At 72.9% G+C, this 21,533-nt stretch carries 17 protein-coding genes, 4 tRNA genes and 1 other RNA gene; 9 read left to right on the top strand and 13 right to left on the bottom strand.

The window, feature by feature from the left end:
• Nucleotides 1-27 precede the first annotated feature (27 nt).
• The 7 genes from ACIQNG_RS19210 to purS all read right to left on the bottom strand — a co-directional run bounded on the left by ACIQNG_RS19210 (nt 28) and on the right by purS (nt 6,937).
• Entirely contained in the window at nt 28-825 is a 798-nt protein-coding gene (locus ACIQNG_RS19210; protein ID WP_401486389.1) for a sterol carrier family protein, read from the bottom strand.
• 38 nt (nt 826-863) lie between these two features.
• The gene (locus ACIQNG_RS19215) at nt 864-1,799 is read right to left on the bottom strand and encodes a murein hydrolase activator EnvC family protein (RefSeq protein WP_401486391.1); all 936 of its coding nucleotides are present in this window, start codon (nt 1,797-1,799) and stop codon (nt 864-866) included.
• 17 nt (nt 1,800-1,816) lie between these two features.
• Nucleotides 1,817-2,320: an ArsR/SmtB family transcription factor gene (locus ACIQNG_RS19220; protein ID WP_401486393.1), complete on the bottom strand. Its 504-nt coding sequence runs from the start codon at nt 2,318-2,320 to the stop codon at nt 1,817-1,819.
• 66 nt (nt 2,321-2,386) lie between these two features.
• Nucleotides 2,387-3,595 carry a hypothetical protein gene (locus ACIQNG_RS19225; protein WP_401486394.1) on the bottom strand — a complete coding sequence of 403 codons (1,209 nt, stop codon included), beginning with the start codon at nt 3,593-3,595 and terminating at the stop codon, nt 2,387-2,389.
• 137 nt (nt 3,596-3,732) lie between these two features.
• Nucleotides 3,733-5,991, bottom strand: coding sequence for a phosphoribosylformylglycinamidine synthase subunit PurL (gene purL, locus ACIQNG_RS19230; RefSeq protein WP_401486396.1), 2,259 nt, complete (start codon nt 5,989-5,991; stop codon nt 3,733-3,735).
• Complete coding sequence (gene purQ / locus ACIQNG_RS19235) at nt 5,988-6,668, bottom strand: phosphoribosylformylglycinamidine synthase subunit PurQ (RefSeq protein ID WP_401436993.1); 681 nt, start codon at nt 6,666-6,668, stop codon at nt 5,988-5,990. Before purQ ends, purL begins: the two co-directional genes overlap by 4 nt.
• Nucleotides 6,665-6,937, bottom strand: coding sequence for a phosphoribosylformylglycinamidine synthase subunit PurS (gene purS, locus ACIQNG_RS19240; RefSeq protein ID WP_020940955.1), 273 nt, complete (start codon nt 6,935-6,937; stop codon nt 6,665-6,667). Before purS ends, purQ begins: the two co-directional genes overlap by 4 nt.
• Nucleotides 6,938-7,227: 290 nt before the next feature.
• Between purS and ACIQNG_RS19245 the strand changes: the two genes are divergently transcribed.
• From ACIQNG_RS19245 to ACIQNG_RS19280, 8 genes are all read left to right on the top strand, one after another.
• Entirely contained in the window at nt 7,228-7,545 is a 318-nt protein-coding gene (locus ACIQNG_RS19245) for an Lsr2 family protein (protein WP_401436995.1), read from the top strand.
• 165 nt (nt 7,546-7,710) lie between these two features.
• A tRNA-Gly gene (locus ACIQNG_RS19250) sits at nt 7,711-7,782 on the top strand.
• Nucleotides 7,783-7,861: 79 nt separating this feature from the next.
• Nucleotides 7,862-7,937, top strand: a tRNA-Gly gene (locus ACIQNG_RS19255).
• A gap of 231 nt (nt 7,938-8,168) precedes the next feature.
• Entirely contained in the window at nt 8,169-9,131 is a 963-nt protein-coding gene (locus ACIQNG_RS19260) for an ABC transporter ATP-binding protein (RefSeq protein ID WP_401436997.1), read from the top strand.
• A gap of 59 nt (nt 9,132-9,190) precedes the next feature.
• Entirely contained in the window at nt 9,191-9,988 is a 798-nt protein-coding gene (locus ACIQNG_RS19265) for an ABC transporter permease (protein WP_401486399.1), read from the top strand.
• Nucleotides 9,989-10,144: 156 nt separating this feature from the next.
• The gene (locus ACIQNG_RS19270; RefSeq protein ID WP_401486401.1) at nt 10,145-11,740 is read left to right on the top strand and encodes a sensor histidine kinase; all 1,596 of its coding nucleotides are present in this window, start codon (nt 10,145-10,147) and stop codon (nt 11,738-11,740) included.
• Nucleotides 11,737-12,345 carry a response regulator gene (locus ACIQNG_RS19275; RefSeq protein ID WP_401437004.1) on the top strand — a complete coding sequence of 203 codons (609 nt, stop codon included), beginning with the start codon at nt 11,737-11,739 and terminating at the stop codon, nt 12,343-12,345. The genes ACIQNG_RS19270 and ACIQNG_RS19275 overlap by 4 nt, the downstream gene beginning before the upstream one ends.
• A 39-nt stretch (nt 12,346-12,384) precedes the next feature.
• A tRNA-Gly gene (locus tag ACIQNG_RS19280) sits at nt 12,385-12,457 on the top strand.
• Between the two features lie 62 nt (nt 12,458-12,519).
• Here ACIQNG_RS19280 and ACIQNG_RS19285 read toward each other — a convergent pair.
• The 6 genes from ACIQNG_RS19285 to ffs form a co-directional block, all read right to left on the bottom strand.
• Complete coding sequence (locus ACIQNG_RS19285) at nt 12,520-13,419, bottom strand: phosphoribosylaminoimidazolesuccinocarboxamide synthase (RefSeq protein ID WP_401437007.1); 900 nt, start codon at nt 13,417-13,419, stop codon at nt 12,520-12,522.
• Nucleotides 13,420-13,493: 74 nt separating this feature from the next.
• Nucleotides 13,494-14,993: a N,N-dimethylformamidase beta subunit family domain-containing protein gene (locus ACIQNG_RS19290; protein ID WP_401486404.1), complete on the bottom strand. Its 1,500-nt coding sequence runs from the start codon at nt 14,991-14,993 to the stop codon at nt 13,494-13,496.
• Nucleotides 14,994-15,250: 257 nt separating this feature from the next.
• The gene (locus ACIQNG_RS19295; protein ID WP_401486406.1) at nt 15,251-17,050 is read right to left on the bottom strand and encodes a hypothetical protein; all 1,800 of its coding nucleotides are present in this window, start codon (nt 17,048-17,050) and stop codon (nt 15,251-15,253) included.
• Between the two features lie 276 nt (nt 17,051-17,326).
• Nucleotides 17,327-18,580, bottom strand: a complete 1,254-nt coding sequence (purD, locus tag ACIQNG_RS19300) for a phosphoribosylamine--glycine ligase (protein WP_401486408.1) — start codon at nt 18,578-18,580, stop codon at nt 17,327-17,329.
• Between the two features lie 118 nt (nt 18,581-18,698).
• On the bottom strand, nt 18,699-21,179 hold the full coding sequence (locus tag ACIQNG_RS19305) for a DNA polymerase III subunit gamma and tau (RefSeq protein ID WP_401486410.1): 2,481 nt from the start codon (nt 21,177-21,179) through the stop codon (nt 18,699-18,701).
• Between the two features lie 78 nt (nt 21,180-21,257).
• Nucleotides 21,258-21,352: signal recognition particle sRNA small type (gene ffs / locus ACIQNG_RS19310), an RNA gene on the bottom strand.
• A gap of 72 nt (nt 21,353-21,424) precedes the next feature.
• On the opposite strand from ffs, the gene ACIQNG_RS19315 reads away from it, so the two are divergent.
• Nucleotides 21,425-21,512 (top strand) — tRNA-Ser (locus tag ACIQNG_RS19315).
• The last annotated feature ends 21 nt before the right edge of the window (nt 21,513-21,533 follow it).

Consider the following 21,533-nt stretch of genomic DNA (forward strand, 5'->3'; position numbering starts at 1 on the left):
AGGCGTTCCGGGAGGCGTTCCCAGGGGTCAGCGCATCAGCGGGAGGAGCGCGGAGAGGTCCGCGCGCTCCCCGCTCGCGCTCACCTTCGCGGCGTCGAGCGCCTCCGGCCAGGTCGACCGGCCGGTGGCGAGGCGGAGCCAGGTCAGCGGGTCGGTCTCCACGACGTTCGGCGGGGTGCCCCGGGTGTGCCGCGGTCCGGCCAGGCACTGGACCACCGCGTACGGCGGGATCCGTACCTCGGTCGCCCCGCCGGGCGCCTTCGCGGCGAGCGTGTCGGCGAGCATCCGGGTGCCGGCGGCGAGGGCCTGACGGTCGTACGGGATCTCCAGGTCCGGCACGGCGGTGTTCAGGTCGTCGGTGTGGACGACGAGTTCGACGGTGCGGGTCACCAGGAAGTCGGTCAGGGTCATGGCACCGGCCGGCAGATCGAGCACCCTGCTCTCCGGGGCGGCGGCGAGCAGCCCGGTGACCTCGTCCTCGGTGCGGGCGTACAGCGCGTCGAGGTCGGGTTCGGCCTCGGCGAGCCGGCGGGTGCGGTCGGCGACGGACCCGCCGGACGCGGCCGTGGACGCCGGGTAGTCGAGCAGGGTCATCGCGGCTCTCGCGGGTTCCTCGCGCTGAAGGGCGCGGCTGACGGAGGTGACCGTCAGGGCGATGTGCGCGGCCAGTTGGCGGACGGTCCGGTCGCCCAGCCGGGTGGGGAGCGCGAGGTGCCCGTCGTCCAGCCCACGTACGGCCTCCCGTACGTGCCGGAACTGGGTCAGCACGGCGGTACGGGTCCGGGCGGGGTCGTAGGCGCGGGGGCGTTTTCTGGCCGGGGGCATGGGGCGAGCCTACGTGGGGGCGGGGTCCGCCCGACGGCCTACGGCGCCTCGCCGCGAAGGGCCCCGGGCGCCTCGCCCGGGAAGGTCTTCGGTGCCCCGCCCGCGAGGGCCTCCGATCCCTCGCCCGCCGGTGTCTCCGGTGCCTCCGGTGCCTCCGGTGCCTCGAACGTCTCCTTGTTGCGCGGGACGCCGAGCCCGCGCCAGGTGAACGGGACCCCGCGGTCCGCCACCGGGTCCGGGCCGTCCATGAGCTGGAAGTGGAGGTGCGGCTCGGTGGTGTTGCCGGAGTTGCCGCAGCGGGCGATGACCTGGCCGGTGCGGACCCGGTCGCCTTCGCGGACGGTGAGCGAGCCCTTCTGGAGGTGGCCGTACAGGGCGTACGTGCCGTCGCCGAGGTCGAGGACGACATGGTTGCCGAGGATGCGGCGGACCCCCATGAGTTCCCGGACCAGCGCCTCTACGATCATCAGATAGACCAGGGCGGGCAGGGAGCCGCGGCTGAGGTGGTCGCGCTGTCCGTCGCCGGTGCGGACCACGGTGGCGTCGGCGACCGCGAGGATCGGGGCGCCGAAGGCGGGGAAGTCGGCGTTGCGGCGGACGACCGGCCACAGCCACCGGAAGCCGGGACGGGCCCCGGGCGATCCTGCCCCGCCCTCCTGGTCCGCGGGCTCGGCGACGATGTCGATCGCGTACGTCTGGCCGTAGGCGTGGGTGCCGTGGCTCGGGGTGCGGTCGGCCGGGCTGTTGAGGGCGGACCAGCGGCCGGTGACGGGCGCGGCGATCTCTACGGGTCCGCGGTCGGCGGCGCGGGTGAAGCGGTGGACCAGGACGACGGCCAGGAACCCGACGATCGACGGTGAGATCACCACCACCCAGGTGCCCGGCACCCCCACCGTGAGGTCGAGGGCGATCAGTAGGACGACCGCAGGTATCGACAGCCGCAGGACGGTCACGGCCAGTTTTCGCGCGGACATCGGATTCCCCCTCGTGTTCACGCCCGGGCCGTCGTGAGGGCGACCAGCAGGGGGACGACCCTGCCGGGCGGCACCTCGTGACGGCCCCGGGCGCCGGTGTGCAGCCAACCGGCGGCGGTGAGCTGTCGCAGGTGGTGGTAGATCTGGCCGGTGGTGCCGGTGTCGTCCAGTTCGGCGAGGGCCGCCGCGGTGCGCCGGCCGCCGAGGATCTCGCGCAGCAGCCGCAGCCGGACGGGGTGGCCGAGGGCGGCGAAGGCGTCGGCCGCCTCCGTCCAGTCGGCTTCCAGCAGACCGGCGGTGAGCGCCCCGAACTGCCACTCGTAGTACTCGTTCGTCGGCAGCCGTACCGCTCCGGTGAACAGGACGCCCCCGTCCGCCGAGCCCAGTTCGGCGAGTTGGGACTTCAGGGCCTCCAGGGCCCACAGGTCGCCCTCGCCCGGGCGCGGGGCCTTCCGGTCGGCCGCTTCCAGGGCGGCGAGCCGGTGTTCGAGGTCGGCGACACGCCGCTCCAGGTCTTCCACGACCCCGAGATTACGGAAGTACGTAATTACGTGCAACCGACGAACGAAAGGGATGGGCGCCGGGGGTCAGCGGACGCGGAAGGTGTCCCCCTCCGGGAAGCGCGGGTCGGCGCAGTCCCGGCGCTCGGTGATCTCGGTGACGTAGGCCCGGAACAGCCGCTCCATCCGCGGGGCCATCAGGCGGTCGTAGCCGTAGGCGAGGGTCATGGTGTGGATCTGGGGGCGGCCCGCGCAGTCGGAGGAGGCCCACCAGACGGATTCGTCGGGGCTGCGGCCCGCCGTGCCGGGCCGGGCGGGCAGCGGGTCCTCGGTCCCGGAACGCGGCACCCGGACGTCCCGCGCGTCCTCGCCGAGGAAGGTGCGCAGGGCGACGTACCAGTCGCCGGGCCGTTCGGGGGCGCTGACGCCGTCGCCGCGGTCCGGCCGGCCGGAGTGGACGTCCCGGGCCCGGTCCTCGCTCAGCACGAGGGCGCAGGCTTCGTCCCACAGTCCGTCGTCCACCCGGCTCTCCAGCACCGTGTCCGGGAAGCCCTCCCGCCCGGCCAGGCCGGACTCCCGGTACCAGGCGCAGGTGCCCTCGGCCCGGCCCACCGGGATCGGGCCCTCCGCCAGGGCGGGCACCTCGGAGGGCGGATCGGGCAGCCGGTCGGCACAGCCGAGGCGCTCAGCGAGGTTGTTGGCGGTGAGGACGGCGGTCTCGGCGAGGACGGCGCGGTCGTTCGCGCTGGGCTGGCCGTACTCCCAGATCCCGCTGGCGTACAGCTCGGCCCGCGCCCACAGGGCCGTGACCGGCCTGCCGTCCAGCTCGCCTCCGGCGCAGGGCAGTTGCACCGTCACCCCGCGGTCGTCCACCGAGCCGGTGATGCCGCCGCCGAGCGGCTGGGCGGGGTAGGTGCGGGTGCCCGTCCGGTCGACGGGCGAGGAGACCGGGTCGTCGGGGAGCACGTACGCGTCCGTGGGGAACACCCCGACCCGGCCGGTGAAGAACCAGCGCCCGCCCGCCTTCTCGCTGAACAGCTCGCAGTCCTGGGCCTCTTCGGCAAGCGCGTCCAGCTCGATGGTCCCCTCCTCGCCCTGCCGGTGGACGATCTCGCCGCCCGCCCGGTCCAGCGCCAGGACCCGCCCGGCCGGGACGAGGTCCGCGCAGCCCGCGTCGATCTGCCGGCGGGCGTCCAGGGTCTGCCAGATCTCCCTGCCGCTCCAGCCGATCGCGGCCACGGCCGCCAGGCAGAGCAGGACGTTCACGGACTTGCGTATGCCGTCCGGGAGTTGCACGGCGGGTCCCCCTCAGGTCGTCGTCCACCGACCCGCCGAAGTTAGCAGCAACCCCACCGCAAACCGCACGCGAACGGGCCGTCGCCCCGGGAAGCCGAGGGTTCCCGGGGCGACGGCCCGTGACGGACGCGGGCGCGTTACGCCAGCAACGCCGGGATGGTCGCCTCGTGGGCCTCGCGCAGCTCGGCGAGGGACAGGGCGAACTCGCCCTGGACGTCCACCGCGTCACCGTCGACCACACCGATCCGGGCGACCGGGAGGCCGCGCGCACCGCACATGTCGTTGAAGCGGACCTCCTCGGAGCGCGGCACGGCCACGACCGCGCGGCCCGCCGACTCGGAGAACAGGAAGGTGAACGCGGACAGCCCGTCCGGTACGACCAGCCGCGCGCCCTTGCCGCCGAGCAGCGCGGACTCCACGACGGCCTGGATCAGACCCCCGTCGGACAGGTCGTGCGCGGAGTCGATCATCCCGTCGCGGGAGGCGGCGATGAGGATCTCGGCGAGCAGCCGCTCCCGCTCCAGGTCGACCTCCGGCGGCAGCCCGCCGAGGTGGTCGTGGATCACCTGCGACCAGGCCGAGCCGCCGAACTCCTCGCGGGTGTCGCCGAGGAGGTAGAGCAGCTGGCCCTCCTCCTGGAAGGCGACCGGGGTGCGCCGGGCCACGTCGTCGATGACGCCGAGGACCGCGACGACCGGCGTCGGGTGGATCGCCGCCTCGCCCGTCTGGTTGTACAGGGAGACATTGCCGCCGGTCACCGGGGTGCCGAGCTGCTGGCAGGCGTCCGCGAGACCGCGTACGGCCTCGGCGAACTGCCACATCACCGCGGGGTCCTCGGGCGAGCCGAAGTTCAGGCAGTCGGAGACGGCGAGCGGCCGGGCGCCGGTCGTCGCCACATTGCGGTACGCCTCGGCCAGCGCGAGCTGGGCGCCCTGGTAGGGGTCGAGCTTGGCGTAGCGGCCGTTGCCGTCGGTGGCGAGGGCGACGCCCAGGCCGGTCTCCTCGTCGATCCGGATCATGCCGGAGTCCTCGGGCTGGGCGAGGACCGTGTTGCCCTGCACGAAGCGGTCGTACTGGGAGGTGATCCACGCCTTGGACGCCTGGTTGGGCGAGGCGACGAGCCGGAGCACCTGCTCCTTCAGCTCGGCGGCGGTCGCCGGCCGGGGCAGCTTGCCGGCGTCGTCCGCCTGGAGGGCGTCCTGCCAGGACGGGCGGGCGTAGGGGCGCTCGTAGACCGGGCCGTCGTGGGCGACCGTGCGCGGGTCGACGTCCACGATCTTGCCGCCGTGCCAGTAGATCTCCAGCCGGTCGCCGTCGGTCACCTCACCGATGACGGTGGCGATGACGTCCCACTTCTCGCAGATCTCCAGGAAGCGGTCGACCTTGCCGGGCTCGACCACCGCGCACATGCGTTCCTGCGACTCGCTCATGAGGATCTCCTCGGGCGAGAGCGTGGAGTCGCGCAGCGGTACGTCGTCCAGGGTGACGCGCATCCCGCCGGAGCCGTTGGAGGCCAGCTCGGAGGTGGCGCAGGACAGCCCGGCGGCGCCGAGGTCCTGGATGCCGACGACGAGCTTCTCGGCGAACGCCTCCAGGGTGCACTCGATGAGCAGCTTCTCCTGGAAGGGGTCGCCGACCTGTACCGCCGGGCGCTTGGACGGCTTGGCGTCGTCGAAGGTCTCCGAGGCGAGGATGGAGGCGCCGCCGATGCCGTCGCCGCCGGTGCGGGCGCCGTACAGGATAACCTTGTTGCCCGCGCCGGACGCCTTCGCCAGGTGGATGTCCTCGTGCCGCATGACACCGATGCATCCGGCGTTGACCAGCGGGTTGCCCTGGTAGCAGGAGTCGAAGACGACCTCGCCGCCGATGTTGGGCAGGCCCAGGCAGTTGCCGTAGCCGCCGATGCCGGCGACGACACCGGGCAGGACGCGCTTGGTGTCGGGGTGGTCGGCGGCGCCGAAGCGCAGCGGGTCCACGACGGCGACCGGGCGGGCGCCCATCGCGATGATGTCGCGGACGATGCCGCCGACGCCGGTGGCCGCGCCCTGGTAGGGCTCCACGTACGAGGGGTGGTTGTGCGACTCGACCTTGAAGGTGACGGCGTAGCCCTGGCCGACGTCCACGACGCCGGCGTTCTCGCCGATGCCGACGAGCAGGGCGTCGGACTGCGGGGCCTTCTCGCCGAACTGGCGGAGGTGGACCTTGCTGCTCTTGTACGAGCAGTGCTCGGACCACATGACGGAGTACATGGCGAGTTCGGCGCCGGTCGGGCGGCGGCCGAGGATCTCCACGACCCGCTCGTACTCGTCCTTCTTCAGGCCGAGTTCGGCCCAGGGCAGCTCGACGTCGGGGGTGGCGGCAGCGTGCTCGACCGTGTCCAGGGGGGTCCGGCTCATGAGGTGACCAGGTTCTTGAGGATCGACGTGAAGAACGGGAGGCCGTCGGTGCGGCCGGTGCCGATGAGCGGCTCGACGGCGTGTTCCGGGTGCGGCATGAGTCCTACGACGTTCCCGGCCTCGTTGGTGATGCCGGCGATGTCGCGGAGCGAGCCGTTCGGGTTGTGGTCGACGTACCGGAAGACGACCCGGCCCTCCGCCTCCAGCAGGTCGAGGGTGCGCGGGTCGGCGACGTACCGCCCGTCCATGTTCTTCAGCGGGATGTGGATCTCCTGGCCGGTGGTGTAGTCGCCGGTCCAGGCGGTGGCGGTGGACTCGACCCGGAGCTTCTGGTCGCGGCAGACGAAGTGCAGATGGTCGTTGCCGAGCATCGCGCCGGGGAGCAGATGGGCCTCGGTGAGGACCTGGAAGCCGTTGCAGATGCCGAGCACCGGGAGTCCGGCCCGCGCCTGCTCGATGACGGTCTCCATCACCGGCGAGAAGCGGGAGATGGCACCGGCGCGCAGATAGTCGCCGTAGGAGAAACCGCCGGGCAGCACCACGGCGTCGACCTGCTTGAGGTCCTTGTCCTTGTGCCACAGGGCGACCGGCTCGCCGCCCGCGTGGCGGATCGCGCGCCGGGTGTCCTGGTCGTCCAGACTGCCCGGGAAAGTGACGACGCCGATACGAGCGGTCACTTCGCGGCCTCCGCGACTTCCGCCGCCTCTTCGACCTTCACCGTGAAGTCCTCGATCACCGTGTTGGCGAGGAAGGATTCCGCAAGATCGTGGATACGGGCGAGCGCGGCCTCGTCGACCGGGCCGTCAACTTCCAGTTCGAATCGCTTTCCCTGACGTACGTCGGAGATCCCGTCGAAACCCAGGCGCGGCAGCGCACGCTGGACCGCCTGGCCCTGGGGGTCGAGGATCTCCGGCTTGAGCATGACGTCGACTACGACGCGTGCCACGGGCACTCCCGGTGGTGTGGTGCTGAGCAGGTTCCTACAGTCGGCTTCAGGGTACCCGTACGAAAATTCTACGCGCGTTGACTTGTAGGAAGCTACAGGCATCGACGGGGAACAGGTGCACGATCCGGCGCGGAGCGGCCTGTTCGGCAAAAGTTTGGGGAGAGATCCCGGATCGACACCCGAAACCTATTGCGCTCGGACACGCGGAAGGATTTAGTCGAGCTTCGTAAATTGTTGTCGGGCACTGTACAAATGAAAAGCCAAAGTGCCGCACGAAGGGACCGATATTCGTGGCGCAGAAGGTCGTGGTCACGCTCTTTGACGACATCGACGGCTCGGAAGCGGCGGAAACCATCGCCTTCGGACTCGACGGCAAGTCGTACGAGATCGACCTGAACGAAACCAATGCCAAGAAACTGCGTAAGGCGCTCGCGCCCTACGTGGAGGCGGGCCGCAAGCGGTCGAAGTCCGGCCGCACCTACCGGCAGACCGAGGTCGCCCCCGACCCGGCCGCCGTCCGCGCCTGGGCCCAGGCGAACAAGCTCGACGTGCCGGCCCGCGGCCGGATCCCCAAGAAGGTCTACGAAGCCTTCGCCGCAGCGCGCTGACCGGCCCGGGGCCCGTGGGCGCCCCCCGCGTCCCGGCCGGTACGACAGGTCCCAGGGTCCGTCAGCGGGCCCTGCGGACAACCGACTTGCGCTACCCCCCCGCAGATCAGCTAATGTCTGGAGCACGCCACCGGGCGAGGCCGAAAAGCCCAGCCCCAAGGTCGCGCGGGTGTAGTTCAGTAGTAGAACATCCCCCTTCCAGGGGGAAGGCGCAGTGTGCAATTCCTGTCACCCGCTCTGCATCGCCGTCCTGACCACCAAGTGGATCAGGTAGGCTGGTGCTCGCGCCGATCGGTGAGAGCCGGTCGGAGGCCACGCGGACGTAGCTCAGTTGGTAGAGCGCAACCTTGCCAAGGTTGAGGTCGCGAGTTCGAACCTCGTCGTCCGCTCCACACCAAGCCCCCGGTTCTCGCCGGGGGCTTTTTGGTGTGCCGGTGAGGGTCTGTGGGTGTTCCGGGGGTTCGGGGTCCGGAGGTGTTCCGGGCGTCCGGGGTCCATGGGTGTCCGTGGGTGTCTGTGGGTGTCCGTGTGGGGCGGCGGGCATGGGTGTATCTGACATTTGTCATGTCTGCTGATGACAGCGCGCACTGCCGGGAGGCCCCGGCCGCCGGGACGCTTGAGCCATGGAAACGAACGAGCACGTGATCGACGTCACCGGGCTGCGCCGGGTGTACGGAGGCGGGTTCGAGGCCGTACGGGGGATCACGTTCTCTGTCGGTCGCGGCGAGGTCTTCGCGCTGCTGGGCACCAACGGCGCCGGCAAGACCTCCACCGTCGAACTGCTGGAGGGACTCGCGGAGCCGAGCGGCGGACAGGTCCGCGTCCTCGGCCACGACCCCTACCGCGAGCGGTCCGCCGTACGCCCCCGCACCGGCGTGATGCTCCAGGAGGGCGGGTTCCCCTCCGAACTGACCGTCGCCGAGACCGTCCGGATGTGGGCGGGCTGCGTCAGCGGGGCGCGGCCCCGGCGCGAGGCGCTCGGGCTGGTCGGACTGGCCGACAAGAGCGACGTACGGGTCAAGCAGCTCTCCGGCGGCGAGCGGCGGCGACTGGACCTCGCGCTCGCGCTGCTCGGCCGGCCCGAGGTGCTCTACCTGGACGAGCCGACCACCGGACTGGACGCCGAAGGGCGCCGGGACACCTGGGAGTTGGTCTCCTCGCTGCGCGACACCGGCACCACCGTGCTGCTGACCACCCACTACCTGGAGGAGGCCGAGTCCCTCGCCGACCGGCTGGCGATCATGCACAAGGGGCAGATCGCCGTCACCGGCACCCCGGCCGAGGTGACCGCCTCCCAGCCCTCCCGGATCTCCTTCGAACTGCCCGCCGGATACTTCCTCGGCGATCTGCCGCCCCTCGCCGAACTCGGCGTCATCGGGCACGAACTGCACGGCGACATCGTCCGGCTGCGCACCCGGGAACTCCAGCGGACCGCCACCGAGGTCCTGGTCTGGGCCGCGCGCGCCGGGGTCGAACTGGGCCGCCTCGACGTACGGGCCGCCTCGCTGGAAGAGGCGTTCCTGGGGATCGCCGGACAGGCGTCGGCGGCGGACGGCACCGCCGTGAAGGCGGGGGCGACCCGATGAACCCGGCGAGGACGACACCCACACCACCCACGACCGACGCGACACGTGCGAAGGATCCGATGAACACCGCGAAGACGGCCGAGCGCGGCGGCGCCACCACCATGGCAGGACGCCTCGGCGCGCTGGCCCGGGCCGAGCTGACCCTGCTGGGACGCAGCCGGGCCACCCTCGTGACCGCCCTCTTCGTGCCGCTGGTGGTACCGATCAGTCTGCGCTCCGCGGCCGGCGAGATGGACCTGGAGAAGCACGGCCTGGACCTCGGCACCATGCTGCTGCCCGCGGCCATCGCCCTGGCCCTGCTGTTCGCCGTGTACGCCGCCCTCACCGGCGTGTTCGTCGTACGGCGCGAGGAACTGGTCCTCAAGCGACTGCGCACCGGTGAGCTGCGCGACCCCGAGATCCTGGTCGGGGCCGCCCTGCCGTCCGCGACGATCGGCCTCGGACAGTCCGTGCTGCTGGCGGTCGGCTGCACCCTGCTGCTGGACATGGACGCCCCGAAGGCGCTGCCGCTCGCCGTCCTCGGGGTGCTGCTGGGCGTGGTGATGTGCGCGGCGCTGGGCGCGGTCACCGCCGCGTTCACCCGGACCGCCGAGAGCGCCCAGGTCACCAGCCTGCCGCTGCTGTTCCTCTCCATGCTGGCCTCCGGGGTCGCCGTGCCGCTGGAGGTGCTGCCCGACCGGGTGGCCGCGGTCTGTGAGCTGCTGCCGCTGACGCCGGTGGTGACCCTGGTCCGCGGCGGCTGGACCGGCTCCCTCTCGGGCGGCGAGGCACTGGGCGCCACGGTGATCGCGCTGGCCTGGACCGGTCTGGCGGTGTTTGCTGTACGACGGTGGTTCCGCTGGGATCCGCGACACTGAGGCAGCCCGAGCCCGTGGGCCGCCTCGGACCAGGGAGGCGGCGGGAACCCGCTGCCGGCCGCACGGCACACGACACACGGCACACGGCACACGGCACACGGCACACGGCACACGGCACACGGCACACGGCAGGAACACGGCGAGGGGCACGAGGACATGCGCAGGCCCGGAGGCTGGTGGCGGAGCAAGAGCACCCCGGCGAAGGTGGAGACGTACACACGGGGGTCGTTCCATCTCTTCGCGGTGCTGGAGATCTCGATGTTCGGGGTGCCGCTGCTGCTCCAGCCGGGGGTGCCGGGCCGCTGGTGGCTGTTCCTCGCGATCCTCGGGCACACCCTGCTGGTCGCGTTGGCCTCGGCGCGCGGGCTGGACCGGGTGCGCGGCAGACGCGAGCAGCCGGTCGGGCTGATGCTGATCCTCGGGGCGTTCACCTTGGCGCTCGCCGGTGTCTGTCTGGCCCTGGCCGACGAGTCCGGGTCGGACCACGTCCGCTCCGTGCTCGGCGCGGTGGTCGGCGGCGTACTGATCTTCAGCGTCGGCTCGATCACGATCGCCCTGAACCACCGGCGCCACACCGCCTACCTGCTGGCCGGGTACGCCGTGGCCGTCATGGTCGCGTCCCTGGTGCTCGGCGCGTCGGCCGCGACCGTACTGCTCACCACGGCCGTGACCCTGCTCGGCGGCGCGTTCTTCGCCGTCGCGTCCTACTTCTCCGTCTGGCTGCTGAACATCGTCTACGAGCTGGACGCCGCCCGCGAGACCCGGACCCGGCTCGCCGTCGCCGAGGAGCGGCTGCGCTTCGGGCGTGATCTGCACGACGTCCTCGGGCGCAATCTCGCGGTGATCGCCCTCAAGAGCGAACTGGCCGTGCAGCTCGCCCGGCGGCAGCGGCCGGAGGCCCTCGACCAGATGACCGAGGTGCAGAGCATCGCGCGCGAGTCGCAGCGTGAGGTCCGCGATGTCGTACGGGGGTACCGGGAGGCCGAGCTGGGCGTCGAGCTGTCCGGTGCGCGGGGGGTGCTGGCCGCGGCCGGGATCGCCTGCGAGGTCGAGGGCGAGGCCCTGGCGGGCGGGCTGCCGGCCGAGGTCCAGTCGGCCCTCGGCTGGGTCGTCCGCGAGGCCACCACGAACGTCCTGCGCCACGGCGACGCCGAGCGCTGCTCGGTACGGCTGCGGGTGCGGGAGGGATGGGTGGAGCTGACGGTGGAGAACGACGGGGCGCGGACGCGGGACGGTGCAGTGGGCTCGGTGGGCTCGGCGGGCTCGGCGGGGTCCGGGGCGGGTGCGGGGGCGGGGGCAGGGACGGCGGTGGCCTCGGGTGACGCGGAGGGCTCCGGCCCGGGGGCCGGCAGCGGCAGCGGCAGCGGCAGCGGCAGCGGCAGCGGCAGCGGCAGCGGGATGGTCGCGGGGCTCGGCAAGGGATGGGCGCTCGGGGTGGTCGCGGGGGTGGCCGCCGGGGTGGGGATGGTCCGAGGAGTCGCCAGGAACGGTGAGTCCCGGGCGGGCGAAGGGGCGGGGCAGAACGTGAACAGTGACGGTGACGGCCTGAAGGCCGAGGCCGAGATCCGGGGCGAGGGCGAGGCCGGGGTCGGGGTCGGAGGGGGGACCGGGCTCACCGGGTTGCGGGAGCGGCTGGCTGCCGTACGGGGGATCCTCGTGGCGGGGCCCGTGGGCCAGGGGCGGTTCCGGCTGGTGGCCGAGGTGCCGTTGGAGACCGCTGCCCTCGTCGGCGACGGCGAGGTGGCCCGGTGACCCTGCGGGTGCTGCTGGCCGACGACGAACATCTGATCCGCGGGGCGCTGGCCGCGCTGCTGGCGCTGGAGGACGACCTGGCGATCGTCGCCGAGGCGGCGACCGGGCCGGAGGCCCTGGCGATGGCGCGGGCGCACCGGCCCGACGTGGCCGTGCTCGATCTCCAGATGCCGGGCGCGGACGGTGTGAAGGTCGCCACATCACTGCGGGACGAGCTGCCCGGCTGCCAGGTGCTGATCGTGACGAGCCACGGCCGGCCCGGGCACCTCAAGCGGGCGCTCGCGGCGGGGGTGCGCGGGTTCGTGCCGAAGACGGTGAGCGCCCAGCGGCTCGCCGAGATCATCCGGACCGTGCACGCCGGAAACCGCTACGTCGACCCCGAGTTGGCCGCCGACGCGATCTCGGCCGGGGACTCACCGCTGACCGCGCGCGAGGCGGAGGTGCTGGAGCTGGCCGCCGACGGGGCGCCGGTCGCCGAGATCGCCGAGCGGGCCGCCCTGTCCCAGGGGACCGTACGGAACTACCTCTCGTCCGCCGTCTCCAAGCTCGGGGCGGAGAACCGGCACACGGCGGTGCGGCTCGCGCGCGAACGGGGTTGGGTATAGTTGCACTCGCGTCACGGCGTTCGTACGTCGGTACGCGGTGCGGACGTAGCTCAGTTGGTAGAGCGCAACCTTGCCAAGGTTGAGGTCGCGAGTTCGAACCTCGTCGTCCGCTCTCCGAAGGGAATTCGAGAGAGTCCGAGAAAGCCCCCGATCACGGTCGGGGGCTTTGTCGTGTCAGGACCAGCTCAGGCCGGTCAGTCGCTCGTACGCCTCCACGTACTTGGCGCGGGTCGCGTCCACGACCCGCTGCGGCAGCGGCGGCGGGGGCAGTTCGGCGCGGCGGTCCCAGCCGGACTCCGGGGAGGTCAGCCAGTCCCGCACGAACTGCTTGTCGTACGACGGCTGCGCGCGGCCCGGCTGCCAGGACTCGGCCGGCCAGAAGCGGGAGGAGTCCGGGGTGAGCACCTCGTCCGCGACGACCAGGGTCCGGCCGTCGTAGCCGAACTCGAACTTGGTGTCGGCGAGGACGATCCCGCGGTCGCGGGCGATGTCCCGGGCGCGGGAGTAGATCGCGAGGGTCGCCTGGCGCAGCTCGGCGGCGGTCTCCGCGCCGACCTGGCGGGCGACCTCCTCGTACGACACGTTCTCGTCGTGCTCGCCGACCGCCGCCTTGGTGGCCGGGGTGAAGATCGGGGCGGGCAGCTCACTGCCGTCGACCAGGCCCTCGGGCAGCGCCAGACCGCAGACCGTACGGGTCTCCCGGTACTCGGCGAGGCCCGAGCCGGTGAGGTAGCCGCGGGCCACGCACTCGACCGGGACCATCCGCAGGGAGGTGCAGACGAGGGTGCGGCCCGCCCAGTCGGCGGGGGCGCCGGGCGGCGGCTCGGTGCTCAGGACATGGTGCGGGACGAGGTCGGCGAGCTGCTCGAACCACCACAGGGAGAGCCGGGTGAGGACCCGGCCCTTGTCGGGGATCTCGGTGGGCAGCACCCAGTCGTAGGCGGAGATGCGGTCGCTGGCGACCATCACCAGCTCGCCCGCCGCGTTCTGGTACAGCTCGCGCACCTTGCCGGTGTGCAGATGCACCAGGCCCGGTACCTGGCGCGGCTCGGGCTTTTCCACGAATCCGGACACGCTTCTCTCCGTCCTTCTGTCCAACGGGGTCGATTCTCCCGTACGGGGAGGACGGCGTCGTCAGGAGGGGCACCTCAGTCGCGCTTGCAGATGCGGTCCAGGAGGTTGGCGGTGGCGCGCTGCACCCGGGGGTCGACATGGCCGGGGCGGTCCAGCGCCGGGGACCAGGCGAAGGTGCCGGCGGCGAAGACGAGGGCGCCGGACGGGGCGCGGTAGAGGGAGGTCTCCTGGTGGCGGACGACGCCCTCGCTGTCCGGATAGGGGGAGTGCGCGAGCAGTACCCGCTCCTCGTGCTCGGGGAGCGGGGTGCGCGGGAAGTAGCGGTCGGCCTCGCCCGCGACCAGGTCGCCGAGCGGATCGGCCTCGTGGGCGCCGGTCGCCTCCCACAGCCAGTGGCGGGCGTTGCGGACGATCAGCGGATACGGCTCGGGCACCCGGCCCGCGTACTGGATGCCGATGACCTGCTGTTCCGCCCGGTCGATCTCCCGCCAGAGCGCGGGCCGGCCGGGGCCTCTGCGCTTGCGGCAGGTCAGCAGCCGGTCGGCGGCGCCGGACGGCGACGGGCCCAGCTCGACCTGCCAGTACATGGTGTTGGCGGAGAGGAAGACGAGGGAGGTGCCGCTGTCCCGGGCGAGTTCGACGCCCCGGCGCATGCTCGGCGACCAGTACTCGTCGTGGCCGGGGAAGATCAGGCCCCGGTAGCGGGTGGGGTCGATCCGGCCAGCGTGCAGATCGCGGGAGTCGGCGTAGGCGAGGTCGTAGCCGTAGCGCTCGGCCCAGCGGATGAAATCGTAGGCGTGGCCGACGTGCAGGGGCAGGCCCGCGCCCGCGTACGGGCGGTCGAAGGAGACGGTGGTGGCGGCGTCGGCCTCGCCGAGCAGCCGGCCGTCCTCGTCCCAGGCGTGGTAGAGGCTGGCGCCGGTCCGGCCGTCCTCCGGGTAGAGGTTGTACGCCTGCCAGGTGATGTCCGGGAGCACCAGGAGCAGATCCGCCGGGTGGCTGTCGCGGACGGTGAAGGGGATGTGCGAGCGGTAGCCGTCGGCGGTGGTGAGGACGGCGACGTAGGCCCCGATGGTCCAGTACGAGGGGATCTGGAGCCGCCAGGACAGCCACCAGTGGTGGCAGGAGACGGTGCGGTCGGCGGTGAGCGGCGGGGGCTGCACGATGCCCGGGAGCCGGGGGCTGGTGGTGATCTTCGCGGCGCCCTCACCGGCGTAGTGGCCGATGCGGTAGATGTCGACGGCGAACTCCTGCGGCGGGTCCACCGTGATGTGGAAGTCCACCGCCTCGCCGGGGGCGGCCGGGCCGTTGGAGATGAACCCCTTGATCTGGCGGTGCACGTCGTCGGCCGAGCGGGGGCCCACGGTGGGGTCGGGCGCGGGGTGTTCCTGCCAGTGCGCCGCCCTGGTGTCGGTGGGCCGGGGGGTGTCCAGATACCAGGGGACGACCTGGCCGGTGTCGCTGAAATACGTCTCGCTGCCGCGCAGCCAGGGGACCGGGCCCAGGCCGAAGGGGTCCGTCACCGCGTGGGCCAGTGCTCCCGACTGCCAGCGGCGGATGTGTTCCGGCGCCATGCTGCTCCCCTCCCCGGCCCCCGTGTACGGATGACGTACGCACGTGCCCGGCCTTGCCCGGCCTTGCCAGCGCGCGACCGGTCCCAGCACATCACATTGCGCACCCGGGTCGTCACTGTTCGTCTTCGATTGATTCAAAGTGGATGGAGGAGTTCCACTTAGGCCGCACGGGTCGGAAGGGTCGGGTGGGGCGGATGGGTCGGACAGGTCGCGCGGGTCGCGCGGGTCGCGCGGAGGCGTTCGGGTCGCGCGGGACCTCAGACGAGCCGTACGGGCTTCTCCGGGCGTATGCCCACCTTGGTGAGCCAGTTCCGCAGGGGGACGGGGTCGCCCTGCTCCAGGAGGCTGAGGACCTTCGGGGCGAGATCCGCGGTCCGCTCGCCCCCGACCATCAGGGACGGGCCGTCGAGCCAGTCGAGGCCGGGTTTGGCGCCCGCGGTGTCCATCGCGGCACAGCAGACCATCGCGGTGACGTGGTCGGTGAGCAGGTCGCGCGGGCTGCGGGGTGGCTGGAGCGGGAAGAGGGGGAGGGGGGTGTCGTGCCAGAGGTCGGGGCCGGGGGCGGGGGCGGCGCTTCCTGTTCCGGTGACAGTGGCTGCGGCTGCGGACGTGGCTGTGGCCGTCGTGGTGGCGGTGGTGGCGGTGGCGGCGGCTTCCTCGCGGGCGAGTTCTCTGCTGAGCCGTTCGGCGAGGGCGGTGCTGCGGGGGGTGGTGGACAGGTCCTCGGGCGCGATGCGGGGGTCCGGGGAGTGCGGGGGGTGCGGGTCGGCTTCCTCCAGGGACAGGTCCGTGAGATGGGTGAGGACGCGGTCCAGGGTGGGGGCGTCGGCGTGCGGGCCGGACGTGCGGCGGACGCCGAGGGCGTCCAGGACACGGTGGAGACGGGCGGCGTCGGTGCGCCAGGTGCGGTCCACGACCTCGTCCGGGTACTCCTGCCACTGCACCGGCGACCAGTCCGGACCCGCCTCGGCGGGACCGCCGTGGAAGAGCCGGGCGGCGAGCAGTGAGGTGGCCTCGTCCACCGCGCCCGGCTCTTCGAGCAGATCGCAGGCGGGGCGTTCGCCGAGGCGGGTGGCGAAGCCCTCGGCCAGCCGGTCGCGGCGGGAGAGTTCGGTGAGGGCGGCGACGACGCCCGCGTCCAGTCGGGAGGGCCAGCGGCCCATCCGCCAGGCGGGCAGCGCGACCCGGGTGAGCAGCCGGTCCCAGCCCGCGTAGGCGAGCCCGACCTGTTCCTGGGCGACGATCCGCAGTCCGTAGTCCACAGCCTGTGCGCGCTCGGCCGCCGCCGCGGCGACCCCGCGCTCCATCTCGGCCGCGTGCACCCGGCAGCCGCGCAGCATCAGCCGGACCACCCAGCCGACCCCGGCGAGGACCGTGCCGGAGACGGGATCGCGGCCGGGCTGCGCGGTGACGGCCGCGGCGGCGTCCAGACCGCGGACGAAGCGCCGGGCGGCGGCTATGTCGGGGTGCGCCGACGGTCCCGTACCGGCGACGACGGGGGCGAGGACGGCCCGCAGCTCACCGACGCGCATCCACCACAGGAACGGGGAGCCGATGACGAGGACCGGGGCGGCCGTGCTGCGGCGGTGCGGGCGGCCGACGCCCGCTATCTCGTCGGTGTGGTCGGCCGGGGGCGGGCCGCTCTGCGCCGGATGGGTGCGGTCCTCCAGCCAGCTGTCGCAGTCGGGGGTGAGCGCTATGGCCGAGGGGGACGGGACGTCGAGCCGGTCGGCGAGGTCGCGCACCAGCCGGTAGAGGTCCGGGGCCGACGCCTCGGGGATCGGGACCGTCGGGGTGACGGCCGGCCGTGCCCGGGCCACCACCAGCGCGATGCCCCCGGCCGCCGCGAGCACCAGCAGCGCCAGTGCGGACACCACCCAGCGGGCGATGTCGAAGCCCTCCCCGAGCAGTTGTCCGGTGGAGCCGCCGGCGAGCAGGATCACCGCCGCGGCGGCCGGCAGCAGTGCCACCGCCAGCGCGCGGCTGCGCACCCGCAGCACGGCCAGCGCCCGCGCACGCGCGCTCTGCGCCCCTGTCTCCACTCCGATCCCGGTCATGTCCGGACTTCACCCCCTCCCTGCCGACCTGACGCTTTCCTGGCGTTGCCCACTCCCCCACTGTGGCACCCGGCACTGACATCGCAATGCCGGTGGGCCAAGTGCCGGAACGCTTGCGCCGCACCCTAGTTGGGGGTCGGGTCCCCGTCAGCCGGATGGCCGCCCGGTCACTCGATGGAATGGCTTTGGGGAGAGGTGGATGACAGAGGGCAAGGATCAGGCCCCGAATCCTGAGACGGACGCGGGGCCTGAAGAGTTCATTCCGGACAGTTTTCCTCAGCTTTCGGCGGCTGCTTTCGCCGCGATGTCCGTACGGTGCTGGGAGCCGTCCAGGGTGATCCGGGTGATCGCCCGGTAGGCGCGCTCACGGGCCTGGTCGAGGTCGCCGCCGGTCGCGGTGACCGACAGGACCCGGCCGCCCGCGCTGACGATCGCGTCCCCGTCGCGCCGGGTGCCCGCGTGCAGGACGTAGGCGTGCGGGGCGTCCTCGGCGGCGATCTCGGCGAGGCCGGTGATGGGGTCGCCGGTGCGGGGGGTGCCGGGGTAGTTGTGGGAGGCGACGACGACCGTCACGGCGGCGTCCTCGCTCCAGCGCAGCGGCGCCAGATCGGCGAGGGTGCCGTCGGCGGCGGCGAGCAGCACACCGGCCAGCGGGGTCTTCAGCCGGGCCAGCACGACCTGGGTCTCCGGGTCGCCGAAGCGGGCGTTGAACTCGATCACCCGCACTCCGCGCGAGGTGATGGCGAGCCCGGCGTAGAGCAGCCCGGAGAAGGGGGTGCCGCGGCGGCGCATCTCGTCCACCGTCGGCTGGAGCACGGTCTCCAGGACCTCGCCGACCAGCTTCGGGTCCGCCCACGGCAGCGGGGAGTACGCGCCCATGCCGCCGGTGTTCGGGCCCTCGTCGCCGTCGAGGGCGCGCTTGAAGTCCTGGGCGGGCTGGAGCGGGACGACCGTCTCGCCGTCGGTCACGGCGAAGAGGGAGACCTCGGGGCCGTCGAGGTACTCCTCGATGACCACCCGCTCGCACGCGTCGGCGTGCGCCCGGGCCGCGTCCAGGTCGGCGGTGACGACGACGCCCTTGCCCGCCGCGAGTCCGTCGTCCTTGACGACGTAGGGCGGGCCGAAGGCGTCGAGGGCCTCCTCGACCTCTTCGGGGGCGGTGCAGACGTAGGACCGCGCGGTCGGGACCCCGGCCGCCGCCATCACGTCCTTCGCGAACGCCTTGGAACCCTCCAGCCGGGCGGCCTCCCCGGAGGGGCCGAAGACCGGGACGCCCGCCTCGCGCACGGCGTCGGCGACCCCCGCGACCAGCGGGGCCTCCGGTCCTACGACCACCAGACCGACGCCGAGCCGCAGGGCCAGCGCGGACACGGCCGAGCCGTCCAGCGCGTCGACCGGGTGCAGCTCGGCGACCTCGGCGATTCCGGCGTTGCCGGGCGCGCAGTGCAACGCGGTGACGGCGGGATCGAGGGACAGGGAACGGCACAGGGCGTGTTCGCGGGCACCGCTGCCGATGACGAGGACCTTCACGGGGTCAGCCTAACGGCAGCGGCCGGTGACCCTTTGTGGGGGTTGCCGAGGGGATGGGGGTGGGGGGTTGTGGTTTCCTCCGAACCCCCGCCCCCCCCGGAGGCGGAGGGGCGGCTCGCTACTCGTTGGTGAACTCGTCCAGCACCGTGGCGCCCAGTTCCCGCACGATCAGGTCCTGACCGGACAGCGCCGACTCGTCCAGGTCCGGGTCGTCGTCCTCCGGCATGTCGTCCTCGGGGGCGACGGGGTCCGGGGTGCGGACGGGTGCCGCGGGGGCCGGGGGCGTGGGCCGGGAGGCGGAGGGCGGGGACGCCGGGGACGAGGCCGACGCCTGGGGTGCGGGCTGATGCTGGGCGCCGGAGGGGGCGGGGGGTGTGGAGTGGGCGGAGGGCGCGCCCTGGCCACCGCCGTACGACCCGCCAGCGCCGTACGACCCGCCGCCGCCGTACGACCCGCCGCTGCCCGTGCCGCCGTAGCCACCGCTCTGACCGCCGCCACCGGCGCCGTAGCCACTACCGCCGGGAGCGCCCGCGCCGCCGGAGCCGAACGGGCCGGAGGGGCCCGGGGCGCCGCCGCCGGACGGGGACGGGGCGGAGCCGCCGGAGGGATCCACGACCGCGTCGATCTTCCAGTGCACGTTGAACTGCTCGGCCAGCGCCTGGCGCAGCACGTCCTCGCTGCCGCTGCTGGAGAAGTTGTCCCGGGCGCCGGCGCTGGAGAACCCGAGCTGGAGGGTGGTGCCGTCGAAGCCGACCACCTGGGCGTTCTGACTGAGCAGGATCCAGGTGAAGCGGCGGCGGTTCTTGACCGTCTCCAGGATGTTCGGCCAGAGGGCGCGGGGGTCCATGCCACCGGCGGGGGGCGGGGCCACGGGGCCGGGGGCCGGGGCGGGGGCGGGAGCCGCAGGGGTCGGTGGGGCGGCGGTGGGCGCGGGCCGGCCGCCGCCTCCGCTGGGGGCGGCGGTGGGCCAGCCGCCGGGACGGCGCCCGGCACCTCCGCCACCCGTACCGGTCTGGGTGGCGGTGGGCCAGCTGCCGGGGGGCGCGCTCTCGGGGGCGGGGGGTGCTTCCGGCGTGCCCGCGCCGCTGCCGGGACCGGCGCTCTGACCGGCGCTCTGACCGGCGCTCTGACCGGCGCTCTGACCGGCGTTCGGATCGCCGGCCGGACCTGCGGCGGGACCGTCGTACCCGCCCGTCGGGCCGGTGTCGGGGCCTCCAGGGGGCCGTACCGCCGCACGGGCGGCGGCGGGGCCTGTCCCGGGCGGAACCGGGCCGCCACCGGCCGGACCGGAGGCGCCACCGGCAGGACCGGGAGCGCCACCGGTCGGAGCGGGAGCGCCGCCGGTCTCGGCCACGGGAGGCATCGGGGAGGCCGGATAGCCGTGGGAGTCGGGACCGGGGACGTACCCCATGGCCGGGGCTCCGGTGGGTGGGGCGAAGCTGATGCCGCGCTCCAGCTTGTCGAGGCGGGCCATGACGGAGCGCTCGTCGCCGTAGGCGGCGGGGAGCATCACACGGGCGCAGATGAGTTCGAGCTGGAGGCGGGGGGAGGTGGCGCCGCGCATCTCGGTGAGGCCCTCGTTGACGAGGTCGGCGGCGCGGCTCAGCTCGGCGGCGCCGAAGACACCGGCCTGGGCCTGCATCCGCTCGATGACATCGGCGGGGGCGTCGATGAGCCCCTTCTCGGCGGCGTCCGGGACCGCGGCGAGGATCACCAGGTCACGCAGGCGCTCCAGCAGGTCGGCGACGAACCGGCGGGGGTCGTTGCCGCCCTCGATGATCCGGTCCACGACCTCGAAGGCGGCGGCCCCGTCGCCGGTGGCGAACGCCTCCACCACGGAGTCCAGGAGGGAGCCCTCGGTGTACCCGAGGAGGGAGGTGGCCATGGCGTACGTCACACCCTCGGCGCGGGCGCCGGCGAGGAGCTGGTCCATGACGGACATGGAGTCCCGCACGGACCCGGCGCCCGCGCGCACCACGAGCGGCAGCACACCGTCCTCGATGGGGATGTTCTCCTGCCGGCAGACCTCGCCGAGGTAGTCGCGCAGGGTGCCGGGGGGGACGAGCCGGAAGGGGTAGTGGTGGGTCCGGGACCGGATGGTGCCGATGACCTTCTCGGGCTCGGTGGTGGCGAAGATGAACTTCAGATGCTCGGGGGGCTCCTCGACCACCTTGAGCAGCGCGTTGAATCCCGCCGACGTGACCATGTGGGCCTCGTCGATGATGTAGATCTTGTAGCGGCTGGAGGCGGGGCCGAAGAACGCCTTCTCGCGCAGCTCACGGGCGTCGTCCACGCCTCCGTGGGAAGCGGCGTCGATCTCGATGACGTCGATGGAACCGGGTCCGTTGCGCGCGAGGTCCTGGCAGGACTGGCACTCGCCGCAGGGGGTGGGCGTCGGCCCCTGCGCGCAGTTCAGACAGCGGGCGAGGATCCGGGCGCTGGTCGTCTTGCCGCATCCGCGCGGACCGCTGAACAGGTACGCGTGATTGACCCGGTTGTTCCGCAGCGCCTGCTGCAGCGGGTCGGTGACATGCTCCTGCCCGATGACCTCGGCGAAGGACTCCGGGCGGTAGCGGCGGTAGAGCGCGAGAGACGACACGTGTACGAGGTTATAGGCGGCCACTGACAACGCGGGCCGGTCACCGGGCAGCGGCACTCTCCGGAACCGGGGCGCCACGCAAGCGCCCCCCACGCACCCGCCAGAGCCGACCTACCCTTGCTGCCTTCCGGCCCTGGGGGAGTTCAGTCAGATAGCGCCGCGTGAGGGGCTCCGCACACAGTACCCGATGTGAGGTGCGCGAACGAGTTCGCGAGCACCGCTCTCGGTCATGTAATGTTCCCGGCGGAGGATTCGCCTAGAGGCCTAGGGCGCACGCTTGGAAAGCGTGTTGGGTTCACACCCTCACGAGTTCGAATCTCGTATCCTCCGCCAGTGCCTCACCGGGCACGATGT

It is taken from the genome of Streptomyces sp. NPDC091377, assembly GCF_044757045.1.
In the GTDB taxonomy this organism is placed as follows: Bacteria; Actinomycetota; Actinomycetes; order Streptomycetales; family Streptomycetaceae; genus Streptomyces.

Bases quoted from the DNA above. Each gene is read 5' to 3' on its own strand.
- ACIQNG_RS19210 (WP_401486389.1), bottom strand. From the start codon at position 825: ATGCCCCCGGCCAGAAAACGCCCCCGCGCCTACGACCCCGCCCGGACC.
- ACIQNG_RS19215 (WP_401486391.1), bottom strand. From the start codon at position 1,799: ATGTCCGCGCGAAAACTGGCCGTGACCGTCCTGCGGCTGTCGATACCT.
- purL (WP_401486396.1), bottom strand. From the start codon at position 5,991: ATGAGCCGGACCCCCCTGGACACGGTCGAGCACGCTGCCGCCACCCCC.
- ACIQNG_RS19260 (WP_401436997.1), top strand. From the start codon at position 8,169: ATGGAAACGAACGAGCACGTGATCGACGTCACCGGGCTGCGCCGGGTG.
- ACIQNG_RS19265 (WP_401486399.1), top strand. From the start codon at position 9,191: ATGAACACCGCGAAGACGGCCGAGCGCGGCGGCGCCACCACCATGGCA.
- ACIQNG_RS19270 (WP_401486401.1), top strand. From the start codon at position 10,145: ATGCGCAGGCCCGGAGGCTGGTGGCGGAGCAAGAGCACCCCGGCGAAG.
- ACIQNG_RS19290 (WP_401486404.1), bottom strand. From the start codon at position 14,993: ATGGCGCCGGAACACATCCGCCGCTGGCAGTCGGGAGCACTGGCCCAC.
- ACIQNG_RS19295 (WP_401486406.1), bottom strand. From the start codon at position 17,050: ATGACCGGGATCGGAGTGGAGACAGGGGCGCAGAGCGCGCGTGCGCGG.